The organism is Sodaliphilus sp. (assembly GCF_045598405.1).
Lineage (GTDB): Bacteria > Bacteroidota > Bacteroidia > Bacteroidales > Muribaculaceae > Sodaliphilus > Sodaliphilus limicaballi.
The window spans coordinates 17,544-42,785 of sequence record NZ_JAZLLZ010000041.1 but is presented as its reverse complement, the minus strand read 5'-3'; the positions used below and the strand labels follow the sequence as shown (position 1 = coordinate 42,785).

Below are 25,242 nucleotides of genomic sequence, written 5' to 3'. Positions count from 1 at the left end.
GAGGATGACATATCGCCCCAACTGGAGCTCTTCCCACAAGAAGAGGGGCCCAATTTTGAGAATTACAAGACCAATGCCTATTTACAGGCAGTTAACCAATAGAATTAATCAAATCCCGATTTTTATCGGACAGCAATAAATAAAAATAGTTTCTTTTTTTACCGGACAACAATAATTTTCAATGAAAAAAATCAGTGAGTTCAGTGCGATTCGCACGGGGAATTCTATTGCTGAATAGTTACGAGGTCTCAATGATACTTGCGATACTGGAATAATTTTATCAAAAAATTTCTTCTGATTTCGGATAATTTCTAATTGCACAACACGCCTAAAATATTACCCCCATGTTACAATGTTTTTAAAAACAAACTTATAATTATCCTAGAACTTTTATACAACAAGAGCCCCGGAGAATCCTCCGAGGCTCTTAAGCGGTGCGTACAGGACTCGAACCAGCGACCTCCTGCGTGACAGGCAGGCATTCTAACCAACTGAACTAACGCACCAGTTGCTTTTAGCGTTGCAAAGTTAGTGCTTTTTTGATATATCTTCCAAATTTTTTGGAAAGTTTTTTTCAAAAAAATGTACTTAACTTTTCGCTAAAAATCGAGTGAGCTAATCTAACCAATTAGCTCACTGATATTTATTCGTATTTATAGATATCAACAAGTTTCACGTCAAACTGGAGCACACTATAGGGCTTGATGAGCTCGTTGATGCTATATGCTCCATATCCCTGCGGGTAGTTGATGACGATGCGGCAGCTGTCGCCCACATGCATCTGCGGCAAGGCGATGCCCCAGCCCTCAATCACGCCACCCTTCGAGGTGTTGCCTATGGTGAAGCGTGAGATGCTGTCGGCAGGGGTGGTGCTCAAGAACGACGAGTCAAAGGGGGTGTTGTTATATAAGCACCCTTTGTACTTCACATCTACTGTCGATGAGTAGAGCGGAGCGAGGTTGTCCTTGGTGAGCTCACGGTCGTTAAACCAGTGCACGAGAACCTTGGCATTGGGGTCCCAGGGAGCTGTGACGACGGTGTAGTAAAGTTTCCCTTTGTCGTCAAGCTTGATCTGCTGCTCGTTAAACCAGTTTTGGTTTTTCTCGCGCCAGTCCTTGTATTCGTCTTCAACGCCGTTGCCCAGGCATGAGGTAACCCCCATGGCTGTGGCAACGAGCATTATTGCATAGAATATTTTTCTCATAGTGATTTGTTTGCCAAAAAATGTTGGATTCTTTATGCTTCGAGTTTCTTGAGCAGGCTGTTGAGGCTGCACTCGCGGCCAATGATTGCGGCGAGGTCGTCGATAGCCACGCGCTGCTGCTCCATTGAGTCGCGGTCGCGCAGTGTCACGGTGTTGTCCTCGAGAGTCTGTCCGTCAACGGTGATGCAGTAGGGGGTGCCTATTGCGTCCTGGCGGCGGTAGCGCTTGCCCACTGAGTCCTTCTCGTCATACATGCAGGCGAAGTCATACTTCAGTGCCTTCATGATTTCCTGTGCCTTCTCGGGCATGCCGTCTTTCTTCACGAGGGGCAGGATAGCGCACTTGACGGGGGCAAGGGCCTTGGGCAGGTGCAGAACCACGCGGGTCTCGTTCTCCTCATAGGAAGAGCACATCACAGAGAGGAACATGCGGTCCACGCCGATAGAAGTCTCGATGACGTAGGGAGTGTAGCTCTCGTTGAGCTCGGGATCGAAATACTGTACCTTCTTGCCCGAGAATTTCTCGTGCTGCGACAGGTCGAAGTTAGTGCGGCTGTGAATACCCTCAACCTCCTTGAAGCCGAAGGGCATGCGGAACTCGATGTCGGTAGCAGCGTTGGCATAGTGAGCCAGCTTGTCGTGGTCGTGGAAGCGGTACTTCTCGTCGCCCATGCCCAGGGCCTTGTGCCATGCCAGGCGGGTCTCTTTCCACTTGTTGAACCACTCGAGTTCCTCACCGGGACGAACGAAGAACTGCATCTCCATCTGCTCAAACTCACGCATGCGGAAGATGAACTGGCGTGCCACAATCTCGTTGCGGAAAGCCTTGCCTATCTGCGCGATACCGAAGGGGATGCGCATGCGGCCGGTCTTCTGCACGTTGAGGAAGTTAACGAAGATACCTTGAGCGGTCTCGGGACGCAGGTAAACATCCATGGTGGAGTCGCTGCTTGAACCCATCTGGGTCTTGAACATGAGGTTGAACTGACGCACGTCGGTCCAGTTCTTGGTGCCCGAGATGGGGCACACGATCTCGTTGTCGATGATAATCTGCTTGAGCTCGTCGAGGTCGTTGGCGTTCATTGCCTTCTCAAAGCGAGCGTGCAGCGCGTCGCGCTTGGCCTGGCGTTCAAGCACGCGGGGGTTGGTCTGGCGGAACATAGCCTCGTCAAACGAGTCGCCGAAACGCTTTGCGGCCTTTGCCACCTCGGCGTTGATCTTATCGTCGATTTTAGCAAGTTCGTCCTCAATGAGCACGTCGGCGCGGTAGCGCTTCTTGCTGTCGCGGTTGTCAATCAATGGGTCGTTGAATGCGTCAACGTGTCCCGACGCTTTCCAGATGGTGGGGTGCATGAACACTGCCGAGTCGATGCCCACGATGTTGCCGTGCAGCAGGGTCATTGCTTCCCACCAGTAGCGCTTGATGTTGTTCTTGAGCTCTACGCCGTTCTGACCATAGTCATAGACAGCGCCCAGTCCGTCATAGATGTCGCTTGATGGAAATACGAAACCATACTCTTTGCAGTGCGATACAATTTTCTTGAAAACGTCTTCTTTCTGTGCCATAGTTATATGCTGTTTTTAAGTTTTAATTTTCTTTCAACCTACAAAGGTAATATTTTAATTTATAATAACACGCACATGGGCTCATATTTCACATTTTTTATAATGCAAACACAGGGAATGTAACTATTCAGCAATAGAATTTTGCATAGTCCCCGCACGGATCAGATTACGCTGAATTTATTAATAACTGAAAGAAATTAAATAATTAGAATAATTTCTTATTCAGTTAAATCAGAGCAATCTGTTGTTTTTTTTTCGTGAGATCTGTGCGGGGATATTACCCAAAATACCATTGCAGTATAGTTGCACATGGGAAGTGACTGTACGGCAACAACTATTAGCGTTTAGGCCGTTGGCATCAGGCCGGCTTTGATTTTGTCGATGAGGGCTTTGATGGATTCGGGGTTGTTGGGGTCGAGCTCGAGAAGATTGAGGAAATCTAGGTCGATGTAGGCCGCGGTCATGTAGGTTGTGAACCTGTGCATGAGTACATTGAGCATCAGCTCGGGCTTGATCCCGAAGTCAAGCATGCTGGTTTCTTTGAACGTGAGCCCGTAGTCCTTGGCAATTTGATTCTTCAAGTCGTTGTAGTGGTCGTTGAAGCCCGAAACTGTTACAATCGATGCTGCCAGGGTGCCTTTGTTGAAAGCATAGATGATAGCCGTCTGCGTTCTCTCGTTCTTAAAGAAAACGGTGTTGTCGGTGCTTGTGGTCTCAGTCCACCCGGGTGAGGCTGCCATGTAGGCACGCACGTCGGCAGGTGTTGCGTTCCAGTCGATACCGGGTTTGAAGTAAGTGTATTGTGGTGCGGGTTCGTCGTCGTTGCACGAAGTGAATGCCACAGCTGCAATAATGAGCAGCATCAATGAGAGGAGTTTGTTGTTCATAAGGCTTATATATCAGGGTTGTTTATCGTCTCTTGTAGGTGCGTAGTTGGAATGAGCGCATCATGTACATTTGCTTACCGTCGCTCATGCTGATGGTTACCTCGACGTTGCCGTCTTTGAGTTTGTGTCCTCCCACTACCTCGGCCTTGTAGCGCACTGCGCCGCTGGGAGCAAGCTCGCTGATGATGGCTGTGGGCGACAGATAGATGTGCTTGGTGCCGGTGACGGTGATCACGGGAGCGATGTCATAGACGTAGTTGCGGCCGTTGTTGCGCACCTCAAACACGAGTTGAGCGTGCTCGTCGGCTTCGAGCGAACGGCTGTTGTTCTGGTCGGCGAAGTGCAGGTTGTCCACGCTGATGTCCATGTAGGGGCTGTCGTAGTCGTTTGTGTAGTAGCCGCCGTCATTGTCGCTGGGATACTTGCTGGTGCTGTATTCGCCGTTGTCGGTCTTGGGGGCAGTCACGGCAGCGCCCACGGCTCCGCCTATCACCATGCCGGCAAGACGTCCGGCGTCGTGTCCGCGCCAGCCGCCCATGATGCCGCCGATGGTTGAACCAAACAAGCCGCCCACTGTGGCGCCGGTCATTGTGCCATAGAACTGCTGCGACGATGAGCAACTGGTGCCCAACATCATTATCATTGCCATTGATGCTAATATTACCTTTTTCATAATCGTGTGGTTTGTGTCGTTATTATTTAGACTTTGGCAGTTGTCAATGGTTTAACCCCCCACCGTCCGATTCACAGGGTGAGCAGGTAGTCTTTCACCTGGTTCATGAGCCAGCTGGGGGTTGATGTGGCACCGCAGATGCCTATGTTGCTGGTTCCTTCAAGCCACTTGGGGTCGATCTCGGTCTCGTTGCTGATGAGGTGCGAGTTGGGGTTGGCGTTGAGGCATTGCGCAAAGAGTATGCGTCCGTTGCTGCTCTTGCTGCCGCACACAAAGAGGATGAGCTCGTGCTGCTGGGCAAACTCGCATATTTGCGGTATGCGGTTGGCCACCGAGCGGCAGATGGTGTCATAGCTCTTGAACTCCACGCCGGGGGCGATGCGTTGCTTGATTGTTTCCACTATTGACTTGAATCCTTGCAGCGACTTGGTGGTCTGTGAGTAGAGCACGATGTCGCGGGTGAAGTCGATCTTGTCGATTTCTTCGACGCTCTCAATCACCAGTGCCGAGCCTTGTGTCTGCCCCACGAGCCCGTTGACCTCGGCATGACCGCGCTTGCCGTAGATCACAATCTGCGGGTTGGGTATGTCATGCTCGTGGTAGCTCTTGTGGATGCGTTGTTGCAGTTTGAGCACCACGGGGCATGTGGCATCGATGATCTCGATGTTGTTGCGGCGTGCGGTCTCGTAGGTCGATGGCGGTTCGCCATGGGCGCGCAGCAGCACCTTCACGTCGTGCAGTTTCTCGAGCTGCTCGTGTGTGATGGTCTCGAGCCCTATGCGTTGCAGGCGTTCCACCTCGTTGCTGTTGTGCACGATGTCGCCCAGGCAGTAGAGGTGGCCCGTCTTGTTGAGTTCTTCCTCGGCCTTGCTGATTGCAGTGGTCACACCGAAGCAGAACCCCGATCCCTTGTCAATCTCGATTTTCATTGCGTGAGACGGTTGAAATGATCCATGAGCCACTTGTCCTGCTCTGCGATGGTCATGTGTGAGTTGTCGAGCACCAGTGCGTCGTCGGCCTGACGCAGGGGGCTCTCGGCGCGGGTTGTGTCGATGCGGTCGCGCTCGGTCACGTTGGCCAGCACTTCCTCGAGGGTGGTTGTGGTGTCGCCCTTGCCGCGCAGTTCGTCAAAGCGTCGCTGGGCACGCACCATGGGGTCGGCGGTGACAAACACCTTCATCTCGGCGCCGGGGAACACCACGGTGCCTATGTCGCGGCCGTCCATCACGATGCCCTTGTCGCGGCCCATGGCTTGCTGCTGGCGCACCATGTCGCGGCGCACGAACCCCAGGGCGGCAATGATGCTCACCTTGCTGCTCACGCGCATCGAGCGTATCTCTTGCTCCACGTTCACGCCGTTGAGGTAGGTCTCGCTGCGGCCTTCGTCGTTGGCCTTGAAGGTTATGTGTATCTCGGGCAGAGCTGCTTCAAGTGCCGCCTCGTTGACAGTGTCGCCGTCGATGAGGTTGTTGTCGAGACAGTAGAGTGTGACGGTGCGGTACATGGCGCCGGTGTCGATGTAGGCATAACCGATTTTCTTGGCAAGTGCCTTTGCCATAGTGCTCTTGCCTGTTGACGAATAACCGTCGAGGGCTATGGTTATTTTTTTCTTTTCCATTACTAGTTTTGTTTATCTACTGCAAAGGTAATTCTTTTTTTAGTAATACATCGCTTTTTTAACAAAACTCATGCCACTTCGCCCATTATTTTGTAATTTTCTACTCTATGGAAATTTCCTTGACGTCGATGTAGCTGCCACGTGGGCCGTCGATGAAGTTGCCGAAGTAGATGCCAGTGAAGCCGCCTGCGGTCTCGGTGCTGATGAGGCGCGCGTCCATTTGTGCAATCTCCTTGCCGTTGAGCAGGAAGTGGTAGTCGTGGGCGGTGCCGCTGATGGCTATTGTTGCCGCTGTGCCGTCGAGGGCGATTTCTTTTTCCACGTGTGTCATCTTGCCCAGGCGGTAGGTCACCTGCGCGATGCAGTTGCCGTCGCGCTTCACGATGGCGATGTCGTAGTGGTATTCCTTGCCCATGTAGGCGGTGATGCCGGCACGTGCGCCGTTGCGCAATGTGGCAGCGTCGATGGTGGTTGAGTAGGTCTGGTCGATTGCAGTCTGGCGCACACCTATGAATGTGGGCGAGCCTGCCTGGTTGATGGTCTTGTTGCCGGCGCGCATGCGCAGGTAGCCCGGCCGCTCGTTGAGTGAGTAGTTGGCCTCAACGGGGTTGCACAGGTAGTTCAGGCGCATGTCCAGCTCTTGCCCTTGCGCGAAGGTGATCTTGCTGGACGGCTGTGGCAGCACAACCTGCGGCAGGGTGCGGCAGTCCATTTTGAGCTCGATGTTGTTGCCGCCGTTGAATGTGGGCCATTTGCCCTTGGGCCACTGCACGGGGGTGAGGAATGTCTCGCGTCCCAGCAGGTGGTGGGTGCCTGTCTGCCAGCGGAATGCAAGAGCCACTGCCCAGTAGCTGCCGTCGGGTGCCTCAACGATGTCGGCATGTCCCACGCCCTGTATCATGTTGTCCTGCCCCTTTTGGGTGAGGTGGGTGAGCACGGGGTTGCCCGGGTGTCCCTCGTAGGGGCCCCAGATGTTCTTGCTGCGGGCCATGGTCACTTTGTGTGAGAACTCGGTGCCGCCCTCGGCGATGAGCAGGTAGTAGTAGCCGTCGCGCTTGTAGATGTGCGGTCCCTCGGGGTAGCGTCCGCCGGTGCCTTGCCAAATCACCTTGCGGTCGCCTATGCGCTTGCCAGTGTTGAGGTCAATCTCGGTGAGCAGGATGCCTCCCCATGCATTGCCCACATAGTAGCAGCGCTCTTTGCCGGTCTTGGGATCGGTGTCCCAGAAGAGAGTAGGGTCGATGCCATCCTGATCTACCCACACCGGGTCGCTCCACGGCCCCTCGGGACGGTCGGCGGTGACAAAGAAGTTCCCGCCGTTTGCCTGGTTGGTGGTGATCATGTAGAACTTGCCGTTGTGGTGGCGAATTGTGGGTGCCCATATTCCTCCGGCGTTCTCGCTCTGTTTGAGTTCGAGCTGTGTGCGGCGGGTGAGGCAGTGTCCCACTTGCTCCCAGTGGATGAGATCCTTACTGTGATAAACGGGCACGCCAGGGAAGAACTGGAATGAGCTGTTGACAAGATAGAAGTCATCGCCCACACGACACACGCTAGGGTCGGGGTGGAAACCGGGTATCACGGGGTTATTGTATCCTTGCGCGCTGGCAAGTCCTGCGGTGACTGTGACCAACAATGATGCGATTGCTTTTACAAGTTTCATAGTTTCTGAAAGTGTTTTAAGTTGCTGTTACAAATTTAGTCATTTTTTCCGAAAAAGAAGTTGTTTGGAGGAAAATATCTACTTTTACCTGTCACCAAACCTCTCGCAGATTACGCTGATTAAACGAGAGGCAGAAAGCCCGTATTACTGCGCTTGCCATCATGGGGACTGTCCCTTTGATGGCATTTTCAAAGAACATAGATTAATTAGAAACTCAACTTTTGCTTTTATAGCAATTGTTGCTAATATATTGTCCGGCAGGACAATACCTGAATAACCCCCACCGTCGAACCGAGCGAAGCGAGCTCGGCAAAGTGAGCAGCGGTAAGTCGGCAAAGCCCGTGCTGCGACCAGCGAACCTCCCTTAAAATGGTGGACTCTGTTCACAAAATAAAAATACTCTATCTATCAGGTAATTATATTTTGCTTGCAGAGCAAGCTATTTTCTAAGCGAAGCATAAAAATCATAATAAAAATATTTTCTTTTTTTACCGGACAACAATAAAAATTATTATCTTTGCAAATTAATAAGTAAAGGAAACATAACATAATATGAGAAAACTAATATTCGTTCTTGCGGCGATGGCGTGCTTCAGCACGTGGGCTGCTGTGCAGAGGGGTGACACTTTCACCCTGGGTAACTTTAATTATCAAATTAACTTTGCAGCGTCATCTACCGAGCGTGCCGAGGCTATCATCACGGGCTTCTCGAGCGCTGGTAAGAGCACCTCGTTCTCCAACCTCACCCTGGGTGGCATCATTACCTATAACGGTGAGCAAATCGATGTTGAGACCGTTTCGTCACGAGCCTTTGAAGGCCAGACCAACTTCACCGAGGTTACTTTCAACTACGGTATGCGTGACGTGGGCACCTACGCCTTCAGCGGCTGTACCAAGTTGAAGACCGTGCACCTGCCCAGCAGTATGCGTTCGCTCCAGGGCAACGCCTTTGCCGGGTGTACTGCGCTGCAGGTCGTTTACCATGCATTGAGCGACCCCACTGGCTGCACTTTCAACTCCAGTGCATTCCCCAGCAACTCAACCATGCTGCTCTATGTGCCCAAGACTCACCCCAACTCGGTGGAGAAGTACAAGGCCATGAAGGCGTGGCAAAAGTTCATGATGGTCATCAAGTCGAGCGACGCCTGCGACTTCTCGCTCACCGATGGCGCACAGCTGGTGGTTACCAACAGTGCCAGCCTCAACAATGTCGGCAGCGTCACCCTGGTGGGATTCAACGGCAATGCCTCGGGCGCGACCAGCGGCAACTTTGTTCCATCGTGCGGAACAAGCTACTACAACCTGCTGGGTTACAAATATAACATCACGGCAGTAGCCGACAGTGCTTGCCTGGGCAACACTAAACTCAAGACCGTTGACCTGAGCAATATGAACAGCCTCAAGAAGATAGGCGTCGCTGCATTCCAGCACTGTGCTTATCTCACTTCGATAAAGGTGATGGCGGGCGAAATAAGCAACTTCGCATTCCGCTACAACTATGCCCTCACATCGTTGATTCTCAGAGAAGGCTGCGTAACAATGGGTGAGAAGGCACTTGAAGCATGCGACCAGATCGTAGGCATCGTCATCCCCAAGAGCATGACATTTGTCAAAAGTAATGCCTTCGACGGCTGCACCAAGCTCGCCACTATAAATGTCAATGACGGCAACCCGATGTACCGTTCGGTCAACGGCATTCTTTACAGGACCAACGACGGTGTTTGCTTGGTGCGCTGCCCCGAGGGACATCCCCAGGTTAGACTTGAAGAGGAAGACTTCTATATCGCTATGACGCGCATGGACGACTATGCGTTCTACAACTGCAAGAATCTTAAGGAGATATACTTCCCTTATGGTCTTCAAATAGTAGGTCAAAGTTGCTTTGAGAACTGTACAAATCTCGCATTTGTAAAGATTCCCGTTTCTGTTTCTGATATCAATAGCCGCGCATTCTACAACTGCACTTCACTCAAGGAAATGACGAGTATGTCTATTCCTAATCTGGGTTCAACCGTCTTCTACAACTGCCCCAAGACTAAACTCCACCTTTTAAATAGGGAATACATGAAACCTGAATGGAAGGATTGGGGTCAGGTAGTTGACAACATGCCATACGATGTGCGCCGTAAAGACTTCGTGGGCAATAATGGACAGACGGGGTATGTATATTATAGACTGTACAATAAGCCTACCGAAGTGGGACCAGACAGATACGAAAATAATGCAACCCTTTCGAGAGCAGATATAACATCCTTCCCTGGTACGCTCAAGGTGCCCGATGTTATCATTGGTCCCACAGGCAAGGAGTTTCCTGTTATTAATGTGGGAAGCGGTAAATTAGGTGTGTTCTATGGCGAGAAGCAAAACATTCAACCGTATGAGTTTGCTGTGGAATTAGGGCGATGTGTAAAAAAGGTGAGCGGCTATGATGACGAAGGTGCATTTAAGAACCAAACCAAACTCACTCGCCTCACATTGAATCCTTATTTGGAACGTATAGAATTATGTGCATTTGAAAATTGTCGCATTGCCAATGACCTCATCTTCCCTTATGGTTTCGGTACTCTTGGTGACAAGGCTTTGGCCGGCAATCAGTTCAAGCGCATTCTGCTTCCGTCGTCGCTTTATGTTATGTATGCGTCTTCTCTTCAAAACTGTAGCCAGTTGAGTGAAATCATCGTTAACAGTTCCGATGCTCACATTGCTAACCTGGGCACGACTTATAACTTCGACGGTGTTCCCTCGACTGCAGTGGTGCGAGTTCCCACTGGATGGGTCAACCAGTATAAATCTAACGAGAAGTGGAAGAAATTCAATATCACTGCCGGTGCCTACGACTTCTGTTACCAGAACAACCCCGACGGCACGATTTATTTCATGACCATTATGTCTGATAACCAGCAGTCTGATGGTAAAGAGACTTTTGACGGCATGGCGAAGTATGTTTACAACCCCAGAATCGCAGCCAGCACTAACACTGTGTTCTACTGTTCAAAAAGCGAAACCGACAAGACCTGCGGACGCAACAAGAGGTATATGATGGTAGCCTTCGGCGACAGCTGTCTCTATGGCGCGAGCCAGATTAAAAAGATAGATGTTGAAAACATGTCTGAACTTACCCAGATAGGCAACTACGCCTTTGCTGGCACAGGCATTACCAGCCTCAACGTGTCGTCTAGGGTGTGGAAGTTTGGCGAGAGGGCAGTGTATGGCTGCAAGAGCCTTACCGAACTCATTTTCAACATCAAGCACACCGAGTGGGAGCTGGGCAACAACTTCTATGGCAACAACGGCGGCCAGTTCTACTGCTATGTGCCTTGGGAGTACTACGATTTCTATCGCTCTAAATTGCCTGCAAGCGCAAGTCGCCCCAGTGAGAAGGCTCCGCGCGAGCAACTCAACGCCTATCTCTACATGACTATGTCGGGCCACAAGGCTTGTCTCGCCGTCGATCATCCCGTTGATTGGGAAAAGAGCGGCCTCAAGGCATGGAACGTGAGCGACTATGACGAGAAAACTCTCACTGTCAGGGCTACACCCATAACCGCCACACCTGCCAACCATGGCGTGCTCGTTGACTGGTATGACCTGAATACATGGAGCGTACAAAAACTGTATCGCCCGCAGTCAACACCTGCAGCACCCGCAACAGTGCTTGCCGGCGTGAACGATGAGCCCCTGAACATTGCTCCCATAGGCGTGTGGAACGTTGGCTACAAGTACAACCCCGACATCTACGGAGTGCCCAACAACGAGACATTCAACCACCCGAGCGATGCTTACTACATCAAGCCAGGTTATGCCTACATGGCACTCGATAAGACCCGCGTCACAACCAACTCGGGCACCGTTATCAAGGTCGTTTACGGCGACACTCCCACCCCCGGCGTGCTTGGCGACGTGGATGGCAATGGCGTGGTTGACATCACCGACGTGAATATCCTCATCAACATCGTGCTGGGCAAGGACAGCGCAAGCAAGTATGCTGGCGCCGATGTTGACGGCAACGGCGAGGTTGACATCACCGACGTGAACACCACCCTCAACCTCGTGCTTGGGAAGTGATCGCAACGCAATGCTGCTACTATGGTATAACCGACCAGCGAACCTCCCTTAAAATGGTGGACTCTGTCCTCAAAATGATAATAGACTATCTGTGAGGTAATTCCATTTTGCTTGTAGAGCAAGTTATTTTCTAAGAGCATAAAAATCAAAATAAAAATATTTTCTTTTTTTACCGGACAACAATAAAAACGTAACTATTCAGCAATAGATCTATTGCAGATTCCCCGCGCGGTTCTCACTGATTTCACTGATTTTTTTCATTTTTGTGGATTTTTTAGACCTCAGAGAGGTCGTAACTTTGGTTAACCGCTGGTCGCAGACCTGCGGGCTGCCGGTGGGGGTGTAAAGTGTGACAAAATCGCGGTTGAAGACCGCTACCTTGCACGTTTCGAGGTGGCGGTCTTCAACCGCAGTGTAAAACACCCCGGTGGTTTCGTTTTAAAAGTTTGTGATTTCAAACGAAAGAGTTTTTAATTTTGTTAAAAAGTTAAGGGTATTTTTATTTTTTAAGTCTTAAATTTTGTTATTTGAGCCAAATGTTATAATTTTGTGCACCTTTACGGAATAAAACAAACTTAAAATAAACCTAAACAACTATCTTTTAAAAGTTATTAACTATGAAGAAAGCATTAAGTGCTTTGGCGGCGTTGTCACTTCCCGCCTTGCTTCATGCTAGTGAAGCTAATCTGGAAATGCCTGCAGGTTTTGCCAGCGACAGCAAGATCCTTTACTGGGGTTTTGCAGTTGTATTGTTGGGCATGCTGTTTGGCTATTACCAATTTTACCGTGTAAAGAAACTCAAGGTTCATGCGTCAATGCTTGAAATGGGTAATGTGATATTCAAGACATGTTCCACTTATCTCAAGCAGCAGGGCAAGTTCCTGGGTATCCTGTTCCTGTTTATCGGTGCGGCAATAGCATTATACTTCGGAGTGCTGGAAGGCATGGAGATTTATAAAGTGTTGCTCATCCTGGCATGGACCGTAGTGGGTGTGCTGGGTTCTTACCTGGTGGCATGGTTCGGCGTGCGCATGAACACATTTGCCAACTCTCGCATGGCATTTGCCTCGCTGCGCCGCAAGCCCCTCGACCTGCTCAACATCCCGTTGAGCGCAGGTATGAGCATCGGTGTGCTCCTCATCTGCGTTGAGCTGGTGCTCATGCTCACCATCTTGCTGTGCATGCCTGGCGACCTCGCTGGCAGCTGCTTCATCGGTTTTGCCATCGGCGAGTCGCTCGGAGCTAGCGCGCTGCGCATCGCGGGCGGTATCTTCACCAAGATTGCCGACATAGGCAGCGACCTGATGAAGGTGGTGTTCAAGATTGGCGAGGACGACCCCCGCAACCCCGGTGTGATTGCCGACTGCACTGGTGACAACGCTGGCGACAGCATTGGCCCCACTGCCGACGGTTTTGAAACCTATGGCGTTACTGGCGTGGCTCTCGTGTCGTTCATCCTGCTGGCTGTTGACCCTCAGTACCAGACCCAACTGCTCGTGTGGATCTTCGTGATGCGCATCCTGGGCGTTGTGTCTTCTATACTCTCTTATTATATTAATGGTGCTATCGCAAAGGCTAAGTACAGCAAGGCCGATGACCTCGACTTCGAGAAGCCTCTCACCAGCCTGGTGTGGATCACTTCTATCCTCTCGATTATCGCTACATTTGCCACTAGCTACTTCCTGCTCAAGGACCTCGGTCATAACTACTGGTTGGGACTTTCTATCATCATCAGCTGCGGCACGCTCGGAGCTGCGCTTATCCCCGAAATCACCAAGTGGTTCACTTCGCCCACATCGACCCACGTCAACGATGTTGTGGAGACCTCTCGCCAGGGCGGTGCTTCACTCAACATCCTGTCGGGTCTTGTGGCAGGTAACTTCGGCAGTTTCTGGACCGGCATGGTATTCTTCGTGCTCATGCTTGGCGCTTTCCTCGCGTCAACCGAGTTCGGCATGGCAAACATATTCAGCGAGTATCACTCAATCTTCGCTTTCGGCCTTGTAGCTTTCGGTATGCTGGGCATGGGTCCCGTGACCATCGCCGTTGACAGCTATGGCCCTGTGACCGACAACGCGCAGAGCGTGTATGAGCTCTCGCTCATCGAGGACGACAAAGAGAAGGCAAAGAAGGAAATCGAAGACGAGTTTGGCTTCACCCCCGACTTTGAGAAGGCTAAATACTACCTTGAGGCCAACGACGGCGCTGGCAACACCTTCAAGGCAACTGCTAAACCCGTGCTCATCGGCACCGCTGTGGCTGGTGCAACAACCATGATCTTCTCGCTCATCCTCATGATCAAGGAGACCCTGGGCATCGAGCCTGCACAAATCCTCACCCTGCTCAATCCCTATTCAATCCTGGGATTCCTGCTGGGCGGTTGCGTGGTGTTCTGGTTCACAGGATCGTCAATGCAAGCAGTTACCACTGGCGCTAATCGTGCCGTTGAGTATATCAAAAAGAACATCAAGCTCGACTCTAACGCACCCAAGAAGGCCGACATCGCCAAGTCGCAAAAGGTGGTAGAAATCTGCACCGAGTATGCCCAGAGGGGTATGATCAACATCTTCATCGCCATCTTCTGCTTCGCGCTGGGCTTTGCATGCCTCTCGTCACCTGCCAGCATCGGCGGCGACGACGCAGTGTGCCTCTTCGTGAGCTACCTCATCTCTATCGCAGTGTTCGGCTTGTTCCAGGCAGTGTTCATGGCCAATGCCGGCGGCGCATGGGACAATGCCAAGAAGGTGGTTGAGGTTGATCTCAAAGCAAAGGGTACCGACCTGCACGACGCATCGGTGGTGGGCGACACCGTGGGCGACCCCTTCAAGGACACCAGTTCAGTGGCATTGAACCCCATCATCAAGTTCACAACCCTCTTCGGCGTGCTTGCAATGGAAATCGCCATCAGCGACGACTTCAAGGCCATCGCGCCTTATGTGGGCATCGTCTTTGTCCTCATCGCAGTTTACTTCGTGTACCGTTCATTCTACAAGATGACTAGTAAATAACCACTTATATTTTATTGCACATTGAATCAACCCTAGAGGCAAGGCGGAGTGTCGGCGAGACACCCCGCCTTGTGCTTTTTCTACACCTGCCAAAACGAGGATGTACCCGTCTTGGATACACCCTTATTCATTTTATTTAAAAAAATTTAAAATGTATAATATTGATACCCAATGTATTACCCCCCCGTTTTCGGTATGCGGTCTTATGCTTGTATGATATCGTTTTTTTTGTTAATTTTGCGGCATAGACATCACTTGTAAACGCCAAAAAAGATAGATATGAAACGATTATTATTTTTATTTACATTGTGTGCCATTGCATGGCAGGCTGCCTGTGCCTACGACTTCATGGCAGGCGGTATCGCTTATAATTTCAATAGCGACAGCACGGCGGTGAGCGTGACAGCTACCACTGAATCAATCCCCACAGGAGTTACGCCCTCAAACTATGCTGGCGACATCAGTATTCCGTCCTTGGTAGAATACTCGGGAGCCACATATCCTGTCACCTCAATAGACGATTACTCTTTTTATCATTGCAGCGATCTTACAAAGGTCTCAATACCCAATACGGTGACTAGCGTTGGCGAGTGGGCCTTCTATGGTTGCATCAGTCTCACAGAGGTAACCCTGTCCAACTCAATTAGTCATTTAAAGAGTTCGGTTTTTTCGAATTGTAGCGAACTTACACATATTACAATCCCTAATTCGGTATCGGTTATTGACAATTTTGCGTTCATGGGCTGTAGCAAACTGTCAACACTTGAAATCCCACGCTCGGTAACATCTATAAGTAAGTATGCGTTTTATGCATGTAGCGGGCTCGGTTCCATCATTGTTGATGAGGAGAATCCTGTGTATGACTCTCGCGATAACTGCAATGCAATCATTGAAACAAGCACTAATAACCTGATAAAAGGTTGCAAGGCTACTCTTATACCCGGCTCCGTGACTTCTATAGGTGAAAATGCGTTCATACTATGCACCTCACTCTCTGATATTACAATCCCCGGTTCGGTCATTTCAATAGGGGAAAATGCTTTCTCTGGCTGCAGCGGTCTATCGTCAGTTGTTCTACCTAATTCGGTCACTTCAATCGGAGGAACTTCATTTTATGGCTGCAGCAACCTGTTGTCATTAACCATTCCTGACTCGGTAGTTTCGATTGGCGAGTTTGCATTCTATGGAACCCCGTGGTATAATAATCTATACGCTACCCTTCCCGATGGCATTATATACCTGGGTAAAGTAGCATACACCTTCAAAGGTACAATGGCAGGTAATGCCAGGGTCGAGATAGCTGACGGTACATTAGGAATCGGAGACAACGCGTTCAATGCCGAAAACAATGGCGGGCCGTTATCAATCACACTCCCTAACACCGTTGTACACATTGGCCAACGAGCGTTCCTCAACTGCAGCTCACTGGCATCACTTTATATCCCCGCTTCGGTTAAGTCTATCGGTACATTTGCCTTTGGCGCATGTTGGGGACTTTCTTCCATTGTTGTTGATGAAGAGAACACAGTCTATGACTCTCGAGACAACTGTAATGCAATTATTGAGACCTGCACTAACACGCTCATAGCAGGATGCAGGGTGACTAATATACCTCGCACGGTCACAGCAATAGGTGAATATGCGTTTGCAGCCCAGCAGGGAATATCTTCGCTCACAATACCCGGCACAATCAACAAAATCGATGAAAATGCGTTTTCGGATTGCTTTGGCCTGAAAGATGTATATGCAGAACGCAAGGTACCGGTTGTGCTAAGCAATGACATATTTAGTAGCTCAACCTATGAAACTGCCACATTACATTGCCCTAAAGGCAGCGGAGACAAATATCGTGAAACCGATTATTGGAAACAATTCAATAATATTCTCGACGACCATATAATAACGCCAGGTGACATCGATGGTGACGATATTGTGGATATTATAGACCTCAATGCCGTTATAAATTCGCTCCTAGGCAAGTCAATAGTCTTCGATACCGATGTCAATAGAGACGGTGTTACCGATGTGAGCGACATCAACATGCTCGTCAATATCATGCTTGGTAAGGATAAGGACGCAGATACCCATGAGTATGTTGACCTTGATCTCCCTGGCGGCGTGTTGTGGGCAACATGTAACATCGGGGCCGAGACTCCACAGGACAACGGGCTATATTTCGCCTGGGGCGATGCCGCAGGATATGCTAGAAACGAAGCGCACACCTTCGACTGGGCACACTACAAGTGGATGACCCCAGGAGAAACATCGCCAAATCATGCAACCAAATATACCTTTGCCGATGGTTCAACAGGAAGTTGCTGGTACCAAAACGGCTATTACATTGGCTCAACGATAGACGGCGTAAAATACAAAAATCTCACTAACCTCCTCCCCAATGACGATGCCGCAACAATACACTGGGGCCATGGATGGCGCATGCCCAGTGAACAGGAATTTAAAGACTTGATCGATAGTCAATACACTACATGTGAGGTGATAAACACTAAAAATGTATATGCCCTCAAGATAACAAGCAAGAGCAACGGCAACTCAATTTTACTGCCATTGGCTGGATACCGCCAAGACTCCGCATTGAATAGCGATTGTAAGGCCGGCAGATATTGGTCGAGTACGCTCTCACGTGTGAATAGCACAGGTGGATATTGGTTGAGATTTAGCACAAGTTCGAGTCGTTTCGAATTGAGTCCAAATAACCGTTCATTGGGAGCATCTGTGCGTCCGGTACGCAACAAGTAAGACAGACTAACAGGTGGGGGAGCAGATGGTTTGTAAAATTTCTACGCTAAAAGTCTTCGATACCCACAAAAAATATTAAATTTTGCCATATTCTTGCATTTTATCCGTAAAAAAACTACGGATGTTGGTATTTATTTGTATCTTTGCACCGTCATCAATAAGTAAGTTATTATGCTTAGAAGGTTCAAGGTTTCAAATTTCAAGTGCTTCAAGGAAGATTTCTCTTTCGATTTGGCTTCTGCCAAGGCATACACGTTCAATCCCGAATGTGTAAAGAACGGTATAGTGAACAATGCTATGATTTATGGCTATAATGGCTCGGGCAAGTCAAACCTGGGCTGGGCAATCCTCGACATTATTGAGCACCTGACCGACAAGGCCCGCTGGGAGTTTCCGTATAAGCATTATATTAATGCAGAAACGGGTGACGATACTGCAAGGTTTGAATATGAATTTCTGATTGGTGGAAAGGTGGTGAAATACACATATTCAAAAAACGACTATCGGACGCTGGTTTCGGAGAGTTTTTCGATTGGCGAGAGGGAACTGATTGAATTCGACAGAACTGGTGGAAACACGAAATTCACCTGTCACCTGAAAGGTACGGAGAATCTGAACAAGGAAATAAAGGATGGCCAGTTGTCTGTCTTGAAATATATTAAGAATAACTCAACGTTGGCCGATAATGAAGATAATCGCACGTTTGCTGATTTTTTTTCGTTTGTGGAACACATGTTGTTCTTCCGTTCTTTGGAGGACAGGACGTACATTGGACTGGATGCTAAGACTGGCACCTTGGAAAAGGACATTATTGAGCAGGGGAAGGTTAGCGACTTTGAAACTTTCCTGAACGAAGCCAATGTGAAATGTCGTCTGGATGTGGTTGACATGATGGGGGAAAAGGCCTTAGCTTTTGTTTTTGGGGAGAAGAAAATCCGATTCCCGGAAATCATGTCAACAGGAACCAGCGCTCTGATGCTTTTCTATTGCTGGTACTTACAGATGCTGCGTGGTGGTGTCTCGTTTGTATTCATCGACGAGTTTGACGCTTTCTACCATCACGAGCTGTCGAGGTTGGTTATCAATAAGCTGAAAGAGACGGGAGTACAATTCATTGTCACGACTCACAACACTTCAATCATGAGTAACGATTTGATGCGCCCGGACTGCTATTTCCTGATGAACAACCGTAAGATTCTACCATTGCCCAAGTGTACTGAGAAGGAACTGAGGGAAGCTCACAATATTGAGAAAATCTATAAAGCCGGAGCGTTCTATGTCGGATAATGTCATCGACCAGAACATGTCAGCCCGAAACGAACTGCATCTGTTCATTTTTGAGGGTGGAAGCGCAGAGCCTCTGTATGTAAAGAAGCTCGAACAAAACTTCATGGGTGGACGGATTTCGGTAAAGACTGTATTTGATGCCGAAATATATCAATTGTATGAGTTTTTGAAGAATGAGGGCTTTGCTCTTGACATCGTGAATTTGCTTAAGGAACGTAGCAAGAAGAATGCCGAACTGTTGGAAGGATATACCCGCGACAGCTTTGCATACATCTACCTGTTTTTCGACTATGATGCCCATGCAACGAAGGCCGATGATGACAAAATCAGCCAGATGTTGGCCTTCTTCGACAATGAAACTGATAACGGCATGCTTTATATCAGCTACCCGATGGTGGAAGCTATCAGGCACTACAAAGATATGGAGAGTTTCAAGGAACTTACCGTAAAATGCAAACGAGCCAACTGTCCGTACAAGGATGATTGCGAGGATGTGGATGCTTGTTTGAAGGAGCCTCACTATAAAACCATCGTGCCGACAGAAAGCAGGAAATAGCTGACAAACATAAATGGATACACACGGGAAGTGTGGAAGGAGTTGATTAGTGCTCATGTTTCAAAGATGAATTATTTGGTGAATGGAAGGTTTGAACTGCCGAACAAAATAGAATCGCAAGAGTTGATTTTTGACAAACAACTGGATAAACATATTCTGCATAAATGTCCCAAAGTTGCAGTTCTAAGTGCATTCCCAGTCTATGTGCTGGATTATTTCGGTGCAGATACACTAAAAGAAAAGCTTGAAGAATAATTCACAAAGAGCCAGGAAGCAGGTCCCCGGCGACATTAATGGCGACGGTGTTGCCGACGTTGACGACATCAATGAGATGATAAATACAATCCTTCGCGCGCTTTACAGACAGAGCTGTGATGTAAACAACGATGGTTTCGTGGATGTAGATGACCTAAACGAACTTATCAATATAGTGCTTAGGAGTTAATCAATCTAACTTCTTGGTTGGATGGGGGCTTTGTGGGAGTTGGGAGAAAACGCTGTCTCTCACAGAAAAATTAGCAGATTACGCAGAAAAATACTAATTAGTAGAGTCGGCGTAATCTGCTTTTTTATCTTGTGTGGTAGATTTCACTTTAATTTCTGTTAATTAATTCTCTATTTTAACCTAAATACTTATCTTTGTGCAACGATAATAACCTAACTGAATGTTATGAATAGGATTCTAGTGTTTACGGTCGCTGTGGTGATGTGTTGCGTCACTGCTATGGCCGGTCATGTGATGGTTGATGGTGTGTTAGGCGACAGCAGGATTTATCCTGGCACGGTGCACACCTATCAGGTGTACGTGCCGCAGCAGTATGACGGCCGCCAGGCTGCGTGTCTCTATGTGGGGCTCGATGGCGTGCTGTGCAATGCTCCGCAGGTAATGGACAGCCTCATCACCGCAGGCAAGATGCCCGTCACCATAGGCGTGTTCCTGCAACCCGGACTCATCAAGGACGCGGAAGGCAACGTGGTGAGATATAACCGTAGCAATGAGTTCGACATGCCCGACGCAACCTTTGCCACTTTCCTCGAGAGTGAGTTGCTGCCGCAGGTCGAGGGCATGGCAACAGGCGACGGACGCACGGTGAGGCTCTCTGTAAATGCTAACGATCGCATGATATTCGGCTTGTCGAGTGGAGGCATCTGCGCTTTCAATGCAGCGTGGCACCGTCCCGACATGTTCTCGCGTGTATTCAGCGGTGTGGGCACATTTGTTGCTATGCGTGGCGGCAATGACATCCAGGCCATCGTGCGCAAGCACGAGCCCAAGCCCCTGCGCATCTTTTTGCAAGATGGAACCCAAGACGTGTGGAATGCGCTGTTCGGGCACTGGTATGAGGGCAACCGCATGCTTGCCACGGCACTGGACTTTGCCGGATATGACGCAGCCTATGACTGGAGCGACTGCAAGCACGGCGTGTCGCAGGCCTCCAAGATATTTGCACAAGTCATGGAATGGATGTGGCGTGACTATCCCGAACCCGTCAAGGCGGGAAAGACCCAGAACGACCTGCTCGCACAACTGTTGCCCGAGGGGCAAAGCGAATGGAGTTGGACGGTTTTGGATGCTCCCAGCGAGCGTGCCACGGCTGGTGACGCCGTGTATCCCGACAGCAGCTTTGTGGTGAAACGTCACGAGGGCAGCAACTGCCTGTGGCAATACACCATAGCCCCCGACGGCACACTCGAGAACGGACAGCGTTTCTACTGGCTGCACTCCTACGATAACTCCCTGCTCAACGTGGGCGGCATGGAGTTTGACTCGCAGGGAAACCTCTACGTGATCACTAATGTCGGCTTGCAGATCCTTGACCAGAACGGCCGCGTGCGTGGCATCCTCTCATTGCCTGTTACCGAACCCGAAATCATTGAAGGAACGACATTGCGCATCGACGAGGGCATGGTATCGCTAGTCACGCCCCAAGGGAAACTCGCACAGCGCAAACTCAACATCCAGCCCGCCAAGCAAGGTGTGCGCCCCAAGTCGCAAGGACAGGGATAATGCATTTAGGTGTATTTAGGTCGCTTTTGAGCCTCGACATAATTATTGAACCCACTTTTAAATTTTGACTTGACAAAAAATATGCGTATCTTTGCACTGATATTTGCAAATTTACGATTATGAAGAAATCAATGATACGGTTCACAGCGCTGATGCTGTGCTTGGTTGCAGTGCTCACTAGTTGCAACGATAAAAAAAGCGGTTACCCTTATGAGACCAACTATCTGCCTGTGCAGTTGCCCGGGTCTCAAAAGTGGAGCATCCTTGATGTCAACAGCGGCGAACTCCTGGTTAAGGACGCTTATGCCGAGGTGCCGTCGCCAGTGATTGACGACATGTTCTATGTGATGACCGAGGATGGCACTTACAACTACTATAATGTCGCTGCCCCCACAACACCTGTCAACGCCGAACCTTATGGCAGCGTGACCGTTTTCAGCGAGGACGGGCTCGCCGTGGCTAGCAAGCGCGGCGGCTCACTGTGTGTGATCAACAAGAAGTGCGAAGTAGTGAAAGAACTGCCCAAGGACGTGGCACAGTGCTCAATGTTCAGCCGCGGCATGGCTGCCTATCAGAACGACCTGGGACAGTGGGGATATATCGATACCAGGGGCGACACTGTCATTGCCGCCAAGTATGCTACTGCCAATCTTTTTGTCAACGATGACTATGCCATAGTCGTGGATGAGAACCTCATGAACGACACCACAATGTCTTACTCGGTCATCAACAAGAAAGGCGAGGTGATGTTTGAAGCCAACACTGCTCAATATCGCCTTGTGCAGCCTTACTTCATCGATGGCGTGCTGCCTGTGGTCAAGGGCGACACTATCGTGTGCCTCAACAGCAAGGGCGAGGAGACTGCCAACCCCAACAAGAGCTACGACGCAGTTGAGAAGGCGGGCTACAAGACCTTCTCTCGCTCGCCTGGCGGCAACTTCATCGTGCTCACCAAGGACAACAAGATGGGTGTTGTGGACTATGACAACAAAACCATCATCGAGGCCAAGCACGAGCGTCTCACCGACCTGCGCAAGGACCGTTACATCGTGGGTCAGGACTCCCTGTTCCACCTCGTCGATGGCAGCGGCAATCCCGTGGGCAACGTGAACTTTGTCCATGCCCATGGCGGCAGCGAGGCACTGTATGCTACACGTGGTTTCATCGACACCAATCTGGCGGCAGCATCAATGCTCATGATGGTGGGCAGCGACAACTGCGCCGGAGCCAACGCAAGCACCACGTTGCAAGACATGGTGGGAATGCTCAATCCCAACCCCGCAGGCAGCGTGGGCCAGAACGGTATTGCCATACCGCAGGGACCGTTCATCGTGAGATTTATGTTTGACAAGGAAATGGCATCGGTCATTAACGATGTGCCATGCTACAATATGGACGCACGCATCGTGTGTGTGGATGTATCGCTCAACGCCATCAACTGCGCCCTCGACACCGAGGAGCAGATTATGGGCAAGGTGAGCAGTGCAATGGGCACAAAGGGGTTCATTCTCGACACAGACAACATCTTCGTCAACGACCAGCACCAAGCCATCTCTATGGGTTACAGCCACGGCATCGTGAGCCTGTGTTTCTTTATGAACGCAAGCCAGGCCCAGTCGATGCCACGAGAACCACGCAAATAATACCTTGTGCAGTGCTCGCAGATATGATTTAGGATAAATAATTATTTGCTTACTGAAAAAACAACAATAGCATATTTAGATGAATAACCGAAAAACTCTTGTATCACTCATAGCCTTGCTGGTGCTGGCAGGAACGCCAGCAGCGCAAGCACGCAAGGCTAAAAAAACAACCGCCACTGCTGCTCGCGTGGAGTTTGCCCCTAGCCGCGACATCAAGCTCGGGGCTGGCGAGGCTGCGCCGCGCAGTCACCGCATCGCTCAAGACATGCGTCTCTTTGAGAGTCCAGCCATCGAGCAGGAGATAGCCCGCATCAAGGCGATGCTCACTAACCCCAAGCTGGCAGCGATGTTTGAGCAGTGTTTCCCTAACACGCTCGACACCACAGTGCATTTCAGGACCGACAGCACAGGCCAGTATGACTCGTTTGTCGTGACTGGCGACATCAATGCCATGTGGCTGCGTGACTCGGGCGCACAGGTGTGGCCCTACATCCAGTATGCCAGCCGTGACCCTCGTCTCAAAGCTATGATTGCAGGCACCATCAACCGCCAGTTCAAGTGCATCAACATCGATGCCTACGCTAATGCGTTTAACGACGGTCCCACTGGTGGTTACTGGCAGAGCGACGAGACCGAGATGAAACTTGAACTGCACGAGCGCAAGTATGAGATAGACAGCAACTGCTACCCAATTCGCCTCGCCCATGAGTACTGGCGCGTGACCGGCGACACCAGCGTCTTCGGGACCGAGTGGATCCAGGCCATAGAGAACACCCTGCGCGTGTGGGGCGACCAGCAACGCAAGGACGGCAAGGGACACTACTACTTCCGCCGCAAGACCACCATAGGCACCGACTTGCAGACCAATCGCGGCTGGGGTAACCCGGTCAAGCCCGTGGGCCTCATTGCCAGCGCATTCCGTCCTAGTGACGACGCCACGGTGTTCCAGTTTCTCGTGCCTAGCAATTTTATGGCAGTGAGCTCATTGCGCAAGGCTGCCGAGATTCTTACCCAAGTTAACCGCAACGAGCAACTTGCCGCGCGATGCACCGCAATGGCTCTCGAGGTGGAGCAGGCACTCCGGCAGTATGCCGTGGTCGAGCACCCAAAGTATGGCAAGATTTACGCCTTTGAGGTGGATGGTTACGGCGGACGCAACCTCATGGACGATGCCAATGTGCCCAGCCTGCTGGCAATGCCTTATCTGGGCGATGTGGACGTCAACGACCCCATCTATCAGAACACCCGCCGCTTCGTGCTCAGCAACGATAACCCTTACTTCTTCAAGGGGAAGGCAGCCGAGGGCATAGGCGGCCCGCACATAGGCGACAACATGATATGGCCCATGAGCATCATGATGCGTGCCTTCACCAGCCAGGACGATGAGGAGATAAAGCAGTGCATCACCACACTGATGCACACCGATGCCGGAACCGGATTCATGCACGAGTCGTTCCACAAAGATAACCCTGACGACTATACTCGCTCATGGTTTGCCTGGCAAAACACGCTCTTCGGCGAACTCATCGTGAAACTTGTCAACGACGGAAAAATAGATTTACTTAACTCAATAGAATAAAATACATCAGTTTATGAAACATATACTTGCAATCGCAGCCATCTCGCTCATGGCACTCACAGCAACTGCTCAACACAGTAAGGACTGGGCACAACTTCACAAATATGCTGGTCCCAACATCGAACTCAACAATCACAAGAACAACGGCAAGCGTGTGGTGCTGCTGGGCAATTCCATCACCGAGTACTGGGTGGGCAAGCACCCCGACTTCTTCAAGAACACGGGCTACATAGGCCGTGGCATCTCGGGACAGACAAGCTACCAGTTCCTGGTGCGCTTCCGTGAAGACGTGGTTGATCTCAAACCAAAGGTGGTGGTTATCAACGTAGGTACTAACGATATCGCAGAGAACACCGGCCCCTACTTTGAGGACCGCACTATGGGCAACATCATGTCGATGGTGGAAATCGCCAAGGCTAACAAAATCAACGTTATCCTCACCTCGGTGCTGCCATGTAAAAAGATGTATTGGAGTGGTGCAACTGGGGTGGCCGACAAAATCGCTAGCCTCAACAAGCGCATTGCCGAGTATGCCAAGAAGAACAAAATCCCCTATGTGGATTATTACAGCGCAATGGTCGAGGGCGACGAGCGCGCTCTCAACCACAATTACACCGAGGACGGTGTGCACCCCAACCCCGCAGGCTACGACGTGATGGAACCACTTCTCCAAACCGCCGTGCGCAAATATGTGAAGTAATCTCGCAAGAAACATAGTTCCACCAGAGCAAT

At 50.2% G+C, this 25,242-nt stretch carries 18 protein-coding genes and 1 tRNA gene; 11 read left to right on the top strand and 8 right to left on the bottom strand.

Annotated elements, in window-relative coordinates:
* Positions 1-432 precede the first annotated feature (432 nt).
* The 8 genes from ACKI3C_RS03875 to ACKI3C_RS03840 all read right to left on the bottom strand — a co-directional run bounded on the left by ACKI3C_RS03875 (position 433) and on the right by ACKI3C_RS03840 (position 7,607).
* Positions 433-506: transfer RNA gene (locus tag ACKI3C_RS03875), tRNA-Asp, on the bottom strand.
* A gap of 137 nt (positions 507-643) precedes the next feature.
* Positions 644-1,204 (bottom strand): FKBP-type peptidyl-prolyl cis-trans isomerase, encoded by a 561-nt coding sequence (locus ACKI3C_RS03870; protein ID WP_407402242.1) that lies wholly within the window; start codon positions 1,202-1,204, stop codon positions 644-646.
* A 32-nt stretch (positions 1,205-1,236) separates the two neighbouring features.
* On the bottom strand, positions 1,237-2,769 hold the full coding sequence (locus tag ACKI3C_RS03865; RefSeq protein WP_407402240.1) for a glycine--tRNA ligase: 1,533 nt from the start codon (positions 2,767-2,769) through the stop codon (positions 1,237-1,239).
* 344 nt (positions 2,770-3,113) lie between these two features.
* Positions 3,114-3,656, bottom strand: coding sequence for a hypothetical protein (locus tag ACKI3C_RS03860; RefSeq protein WP_407402238.1), 543 nt, complete (start codon positions 3,654-3,656; stop codon positions 3,114-3,116).
* A gap of 22 nt (positions 3,657-3,678) precedes the next feature.
* The gene (locus ACKI3C_RS03855) at positions 3,679-4,329 is read right to left on the bottom strand and encodes a hypothetical protein (protein WP_407402236.1); all 651 of its coding nucleotides are present in this window, start codon (positions 4,327-4,329) and stop codon (positions 3,679-3,681) included.
* 71 nt (positions 4,330-4,400) lie between these two features.
* The gene (locus ACKI3C_RS03850) at positions 4,401-5,258 is read right to left on the bottom strand and encodes a 4-hydroxy-3-methylbut-2-enyl diphosphate reductase (RefSeq protein ID WP_407402234.1); all 858 of its coding nucleotides are present in this window, start codon (positions 5,256-5,258) and stop codon (positions 4,401-4,403) included.
* Positions 5,255-5,947, bottom strand: a complete 693-nt coding sequence (gene cmk, locus ACKI3C_RS03845) for a (d)CMP kinase (protein WP_407402232.1) — start codon at positions 5,945-5,947, stop codon at positions 5,255-5,257. The genes ACKI3C_RS03850 and cmk overlap by 4 nt, the downstream gene beginning before the upstream one ends.
* 100 nt (positions 5,948-6,047) lie before the next feature.
* Positions 6,048-7,607, bottom strand: coding sequence for a glycoside hydrolase family 43 protein (locus tag ACKI3C_RS03840; protein ID WP_407402230.1), 1,560 nt, complete (start codon positions 7,605-7,607; stop codon positions 6,048-6,050).
* Positions 7,608-8,159: 552 nt separating this feature from the next.
* Here ACKI3C_RS03840 and ACKI3C_RS03835 point away from each other — a divergent pair.
* The 11 genes from ACKI3C_RS03835 to ACKI3C_RS03785 all read left to right on the top strand — a co-directional run bounded on the left by ACKI3C_RS03835 (position 8,160) and on the right by ACKI3C_RS03785 (position 25,210).
* Positions 8,160-11,672, top strand: a complete 3,513-nt coding sequence (locus ACKI3C_RS03835; RefSeq protein ID WP_407402228.1) for a leucine-rich repeat protein — start codon at positions 8,160-8,162, stop codon at positions 11,670-11,672.
* 617 nt (positions 11,673-12,289) lie between these two features.
* On the top strand, positions 12,290-14,680 hold the full coding sequence (locus ACKI3C_RS03830) for a sodium-translocating pyrophosphatase (RefSeq protein ID WP_407402226.1): 2,391 nt from the start codon (positions 12,290-12,292) through the stop codon (positions 14,678-14,680).
* A 279-nt stretch (positions 14,681-14,959) separates the two neighbouring features.
* Entirely contained in the window at positions 14,960-17,437 is a 2,478-nt protein-coding gene (locus ACKI3C_RS03825) for a leucine-rich repeat protein (protein ID WP_407402224.1), read from the top strand.
* Positions 17,438-17,608: 171 nt separating this feature from the next.
* Positions 17,609-18,724, top strand: a complete 1,116-nt coding sequence (locus ACKI3C_RS03820; protein ID WP_407402222.1) for an AAA family ATPase — start codon at positions 17,609-17,611, stop codon at positions 18,722-18,724.
* Positions 18,684-19,280, top strand: coding sequence for a hypothetical protein (locus ACKI3C_RS03815; RefSeq protein ID WP_407402220.1), 597 nt, complete (start codon positions 18,684-18,686; stop codon positions 19,278-19,280). Before ACKI3C_RS03820 ends, ACKI3C_RS03815 begins: the two co-directional genes overlap by 41 nt.
* Before the next feature lie 66 nt (positions 19,281-19,346).
* Positions 19,347-19,535 carry a hypothetical protein gene (locus ACKI3C_RS03810; RefSeq protein ID WP_407402218.1) on the top strand — a complete coding sequence of 63 codons (189 nt, stop codon included), beginning with the start codon at positions 19,347-19,349 and terminating at the stop codon, positions 19,533-19,535.
* On the top strand, positions 19,525-19,725 hold the full coding sequence (locus ACKI3C_RS03805) for a dockerin type I domain-containing protein (RefSeq protein WP_407402216.1): 201 nt from the start codon (positions 19,525-19,527) through the stop codon (positions 19,723-19,725). The genes ACKI3C_RS03810 and ACKI3C_RS03805 overlap by 11 nt, the downstream gene beginning before the upstream one ends.
* Positions 19,726-19,950: 225 nt before the next feature.
* Positions 19,951-21,288: an alpha/beta hydrolase-fold protein gene (locus ACKI3C_RS03800; protein ID WP_407402214.1), complete on the top strand. Its 1,338-nt coding sequence runs from the start codon at positions 19,951-19,953 to the stop codon at positions 21,286-21,288.
* 119 nt (positions 21,289-21,407) lie between these two features.
* Entirely contained in the window at positions 21,408-22,931 is a 1,524-nt protein-coding gene (locus tag ACKI3C_RS03795; RefSeq protein ID WP_407402212.1) for a WG repeat-containing protein, read from the top strand.
* 79 nt (positions 22,932-23,010) lie between these two features.
* Complete coding sequence (locus tag ACKI3C_RS03790; protein WP_407402210.1) at positions 23,011-24,510, top strand: glycoside hydrolase family 125 protein; 1,500 nt, start codon at positions 23,011-23,013, stop codon at positions 24,508-24,510.
* Positions 24,511-24,523: 13 nt separating this feature from the next.
* Positions 24,524-25,210: a GDSL-type esterase/lipase family protein gene (locus ACKI3C_RS03785; protein WP_407402208.1), complete on the top strand. Its 687-nt coding sequence runs from the start codon at positions 24,524-24,526 to the stop codon at positions 25,208-25,210.
* Positions 25,211-25,242: the final 32 nt, after the last annotated feature.

What these genes read in the sequence shown, in the direction of transcription:
- ACKI3C_RS03870 (WP_407402242.1), bottom strand. Translation starts at nt 1,204, where the DNA reads ATGAGAAAAATATTCTATGCAATAATGCTCGTTGCCACAGCCATGGGG.
- ACKI3C_RS03865 (WP_407402240.1), bottom strand. Translation starts at nt 2,769, where the DNA reads ATGGCACAGAAAGAAGACGTTTTCAAGAAAATTGTATCGCACTGCAAA.
- ACKI3C_RS03860 (WP_407402238.1), bottom strand. Translation starts at nt 3,656, where the DNA reads ATGAACAACAAACTCCTCTCATTGATGCTGCTCATTATTGCAGCTGTG.
- ACKI3C_RS03855 (WP_407402236.1), bottom strand. Translation starts at nt 4,329, where the DNA reads ATGAAAAAGGTAATATTAGCATCAATGGCAATGATAATGATGTTGGGC.
- ACKI3C_RS03850 (WP_407402234.1), bottom strand. Translation starts at nt 5,258, where the DNA reads ATGAAAATCGAGATTGACAAGGGATCGGGGTTCTGCTTCGGTGTGACC.
- cmk (WP_407402232.1), bottom strand. Translation starts at nt 5,947, where the DNA reads ATGGAAAAGAAAAAAATAACCATAGCCCTCGACGGTTATTCGTCAACA.
- ACKI3C_RS03840 (WP_407402230.1), bottom strand. Translation starts at nt 7,607, where the DNA reads ATGAAACTTGTAAAAGCAATCGCATCATTGTTGGTCACAGTCACCGCA.
- ACKI3C_RS03835 (WP_407402228.1), top strand. Translation starts at nt 8,160, where the DNA reads ATGAGAAAACTAATATTCGTTCTTGCGGCGATGGCGTGCTTCAGCACG.
- ACKI3C_RS03830 (WP_407402226.1), top strand. Translation starts at nt 12,290, where the DNA reads ATGAAGAAAGCATTAAGTGCTTTGGCGGCGTTGTCACTTCCCGCCTTG.
- ACKI3C_RS03825 (WP_407402224.1), top strand. Translation starts at nt 14,960, where the DNA reads ATGAAACGATTATTATTTTTATTTACATTGTGTGCCATTGCATGGCAG.
- ACKI3C_RS03820 (WP_407402222.1), top strand. Translation starts at nt 17,609, where the DNA reads ATGCTTAGAAGGTTCAAGGTTTCAAATTTCAAGTGCTTCAAGGAAGAT.
- ACKI3C_RS03810 (WP_407402218.1), top strand. Translation starts at nt 19,347, where the DNA reads ATGAATTATTTGGTGAATGGAAGGTTTGAACTGCCGAACAAAATAGAA.
- ACKI3C_RS03800 (WP_407402214.1), top strand. Translation starts at nt 19,951, where the DNA reads ATGAATAGGATTCTAGTGTTTACGGTCGCTGTGGTGATGTGTTGCGTC.
- ACKI3C_RS03795 (WP_407402212.1), top strand. Translation starts at nt 21,408, where the DNA reads ATGAAGAAATCAATGATACGGTTCACAGCGCTGATGCTGTGCTTGGTT.
- ACKI3C_RS03790 (WP_407402210.1), top strand. Translation starts at nt 23,011, where the DNA reads ATGAATAACCGAAAAACTCTTGTATCACTCATAGCCTTGCTGGTGCTG.
- ACKI3C_RS03785 (WP_407402208.1), top strand. Translation starts at nt 24,524, where the DNA reads ATGAAACATATACTTGCAATCGCAGCCATCTCGCTCATGGCACTCACA.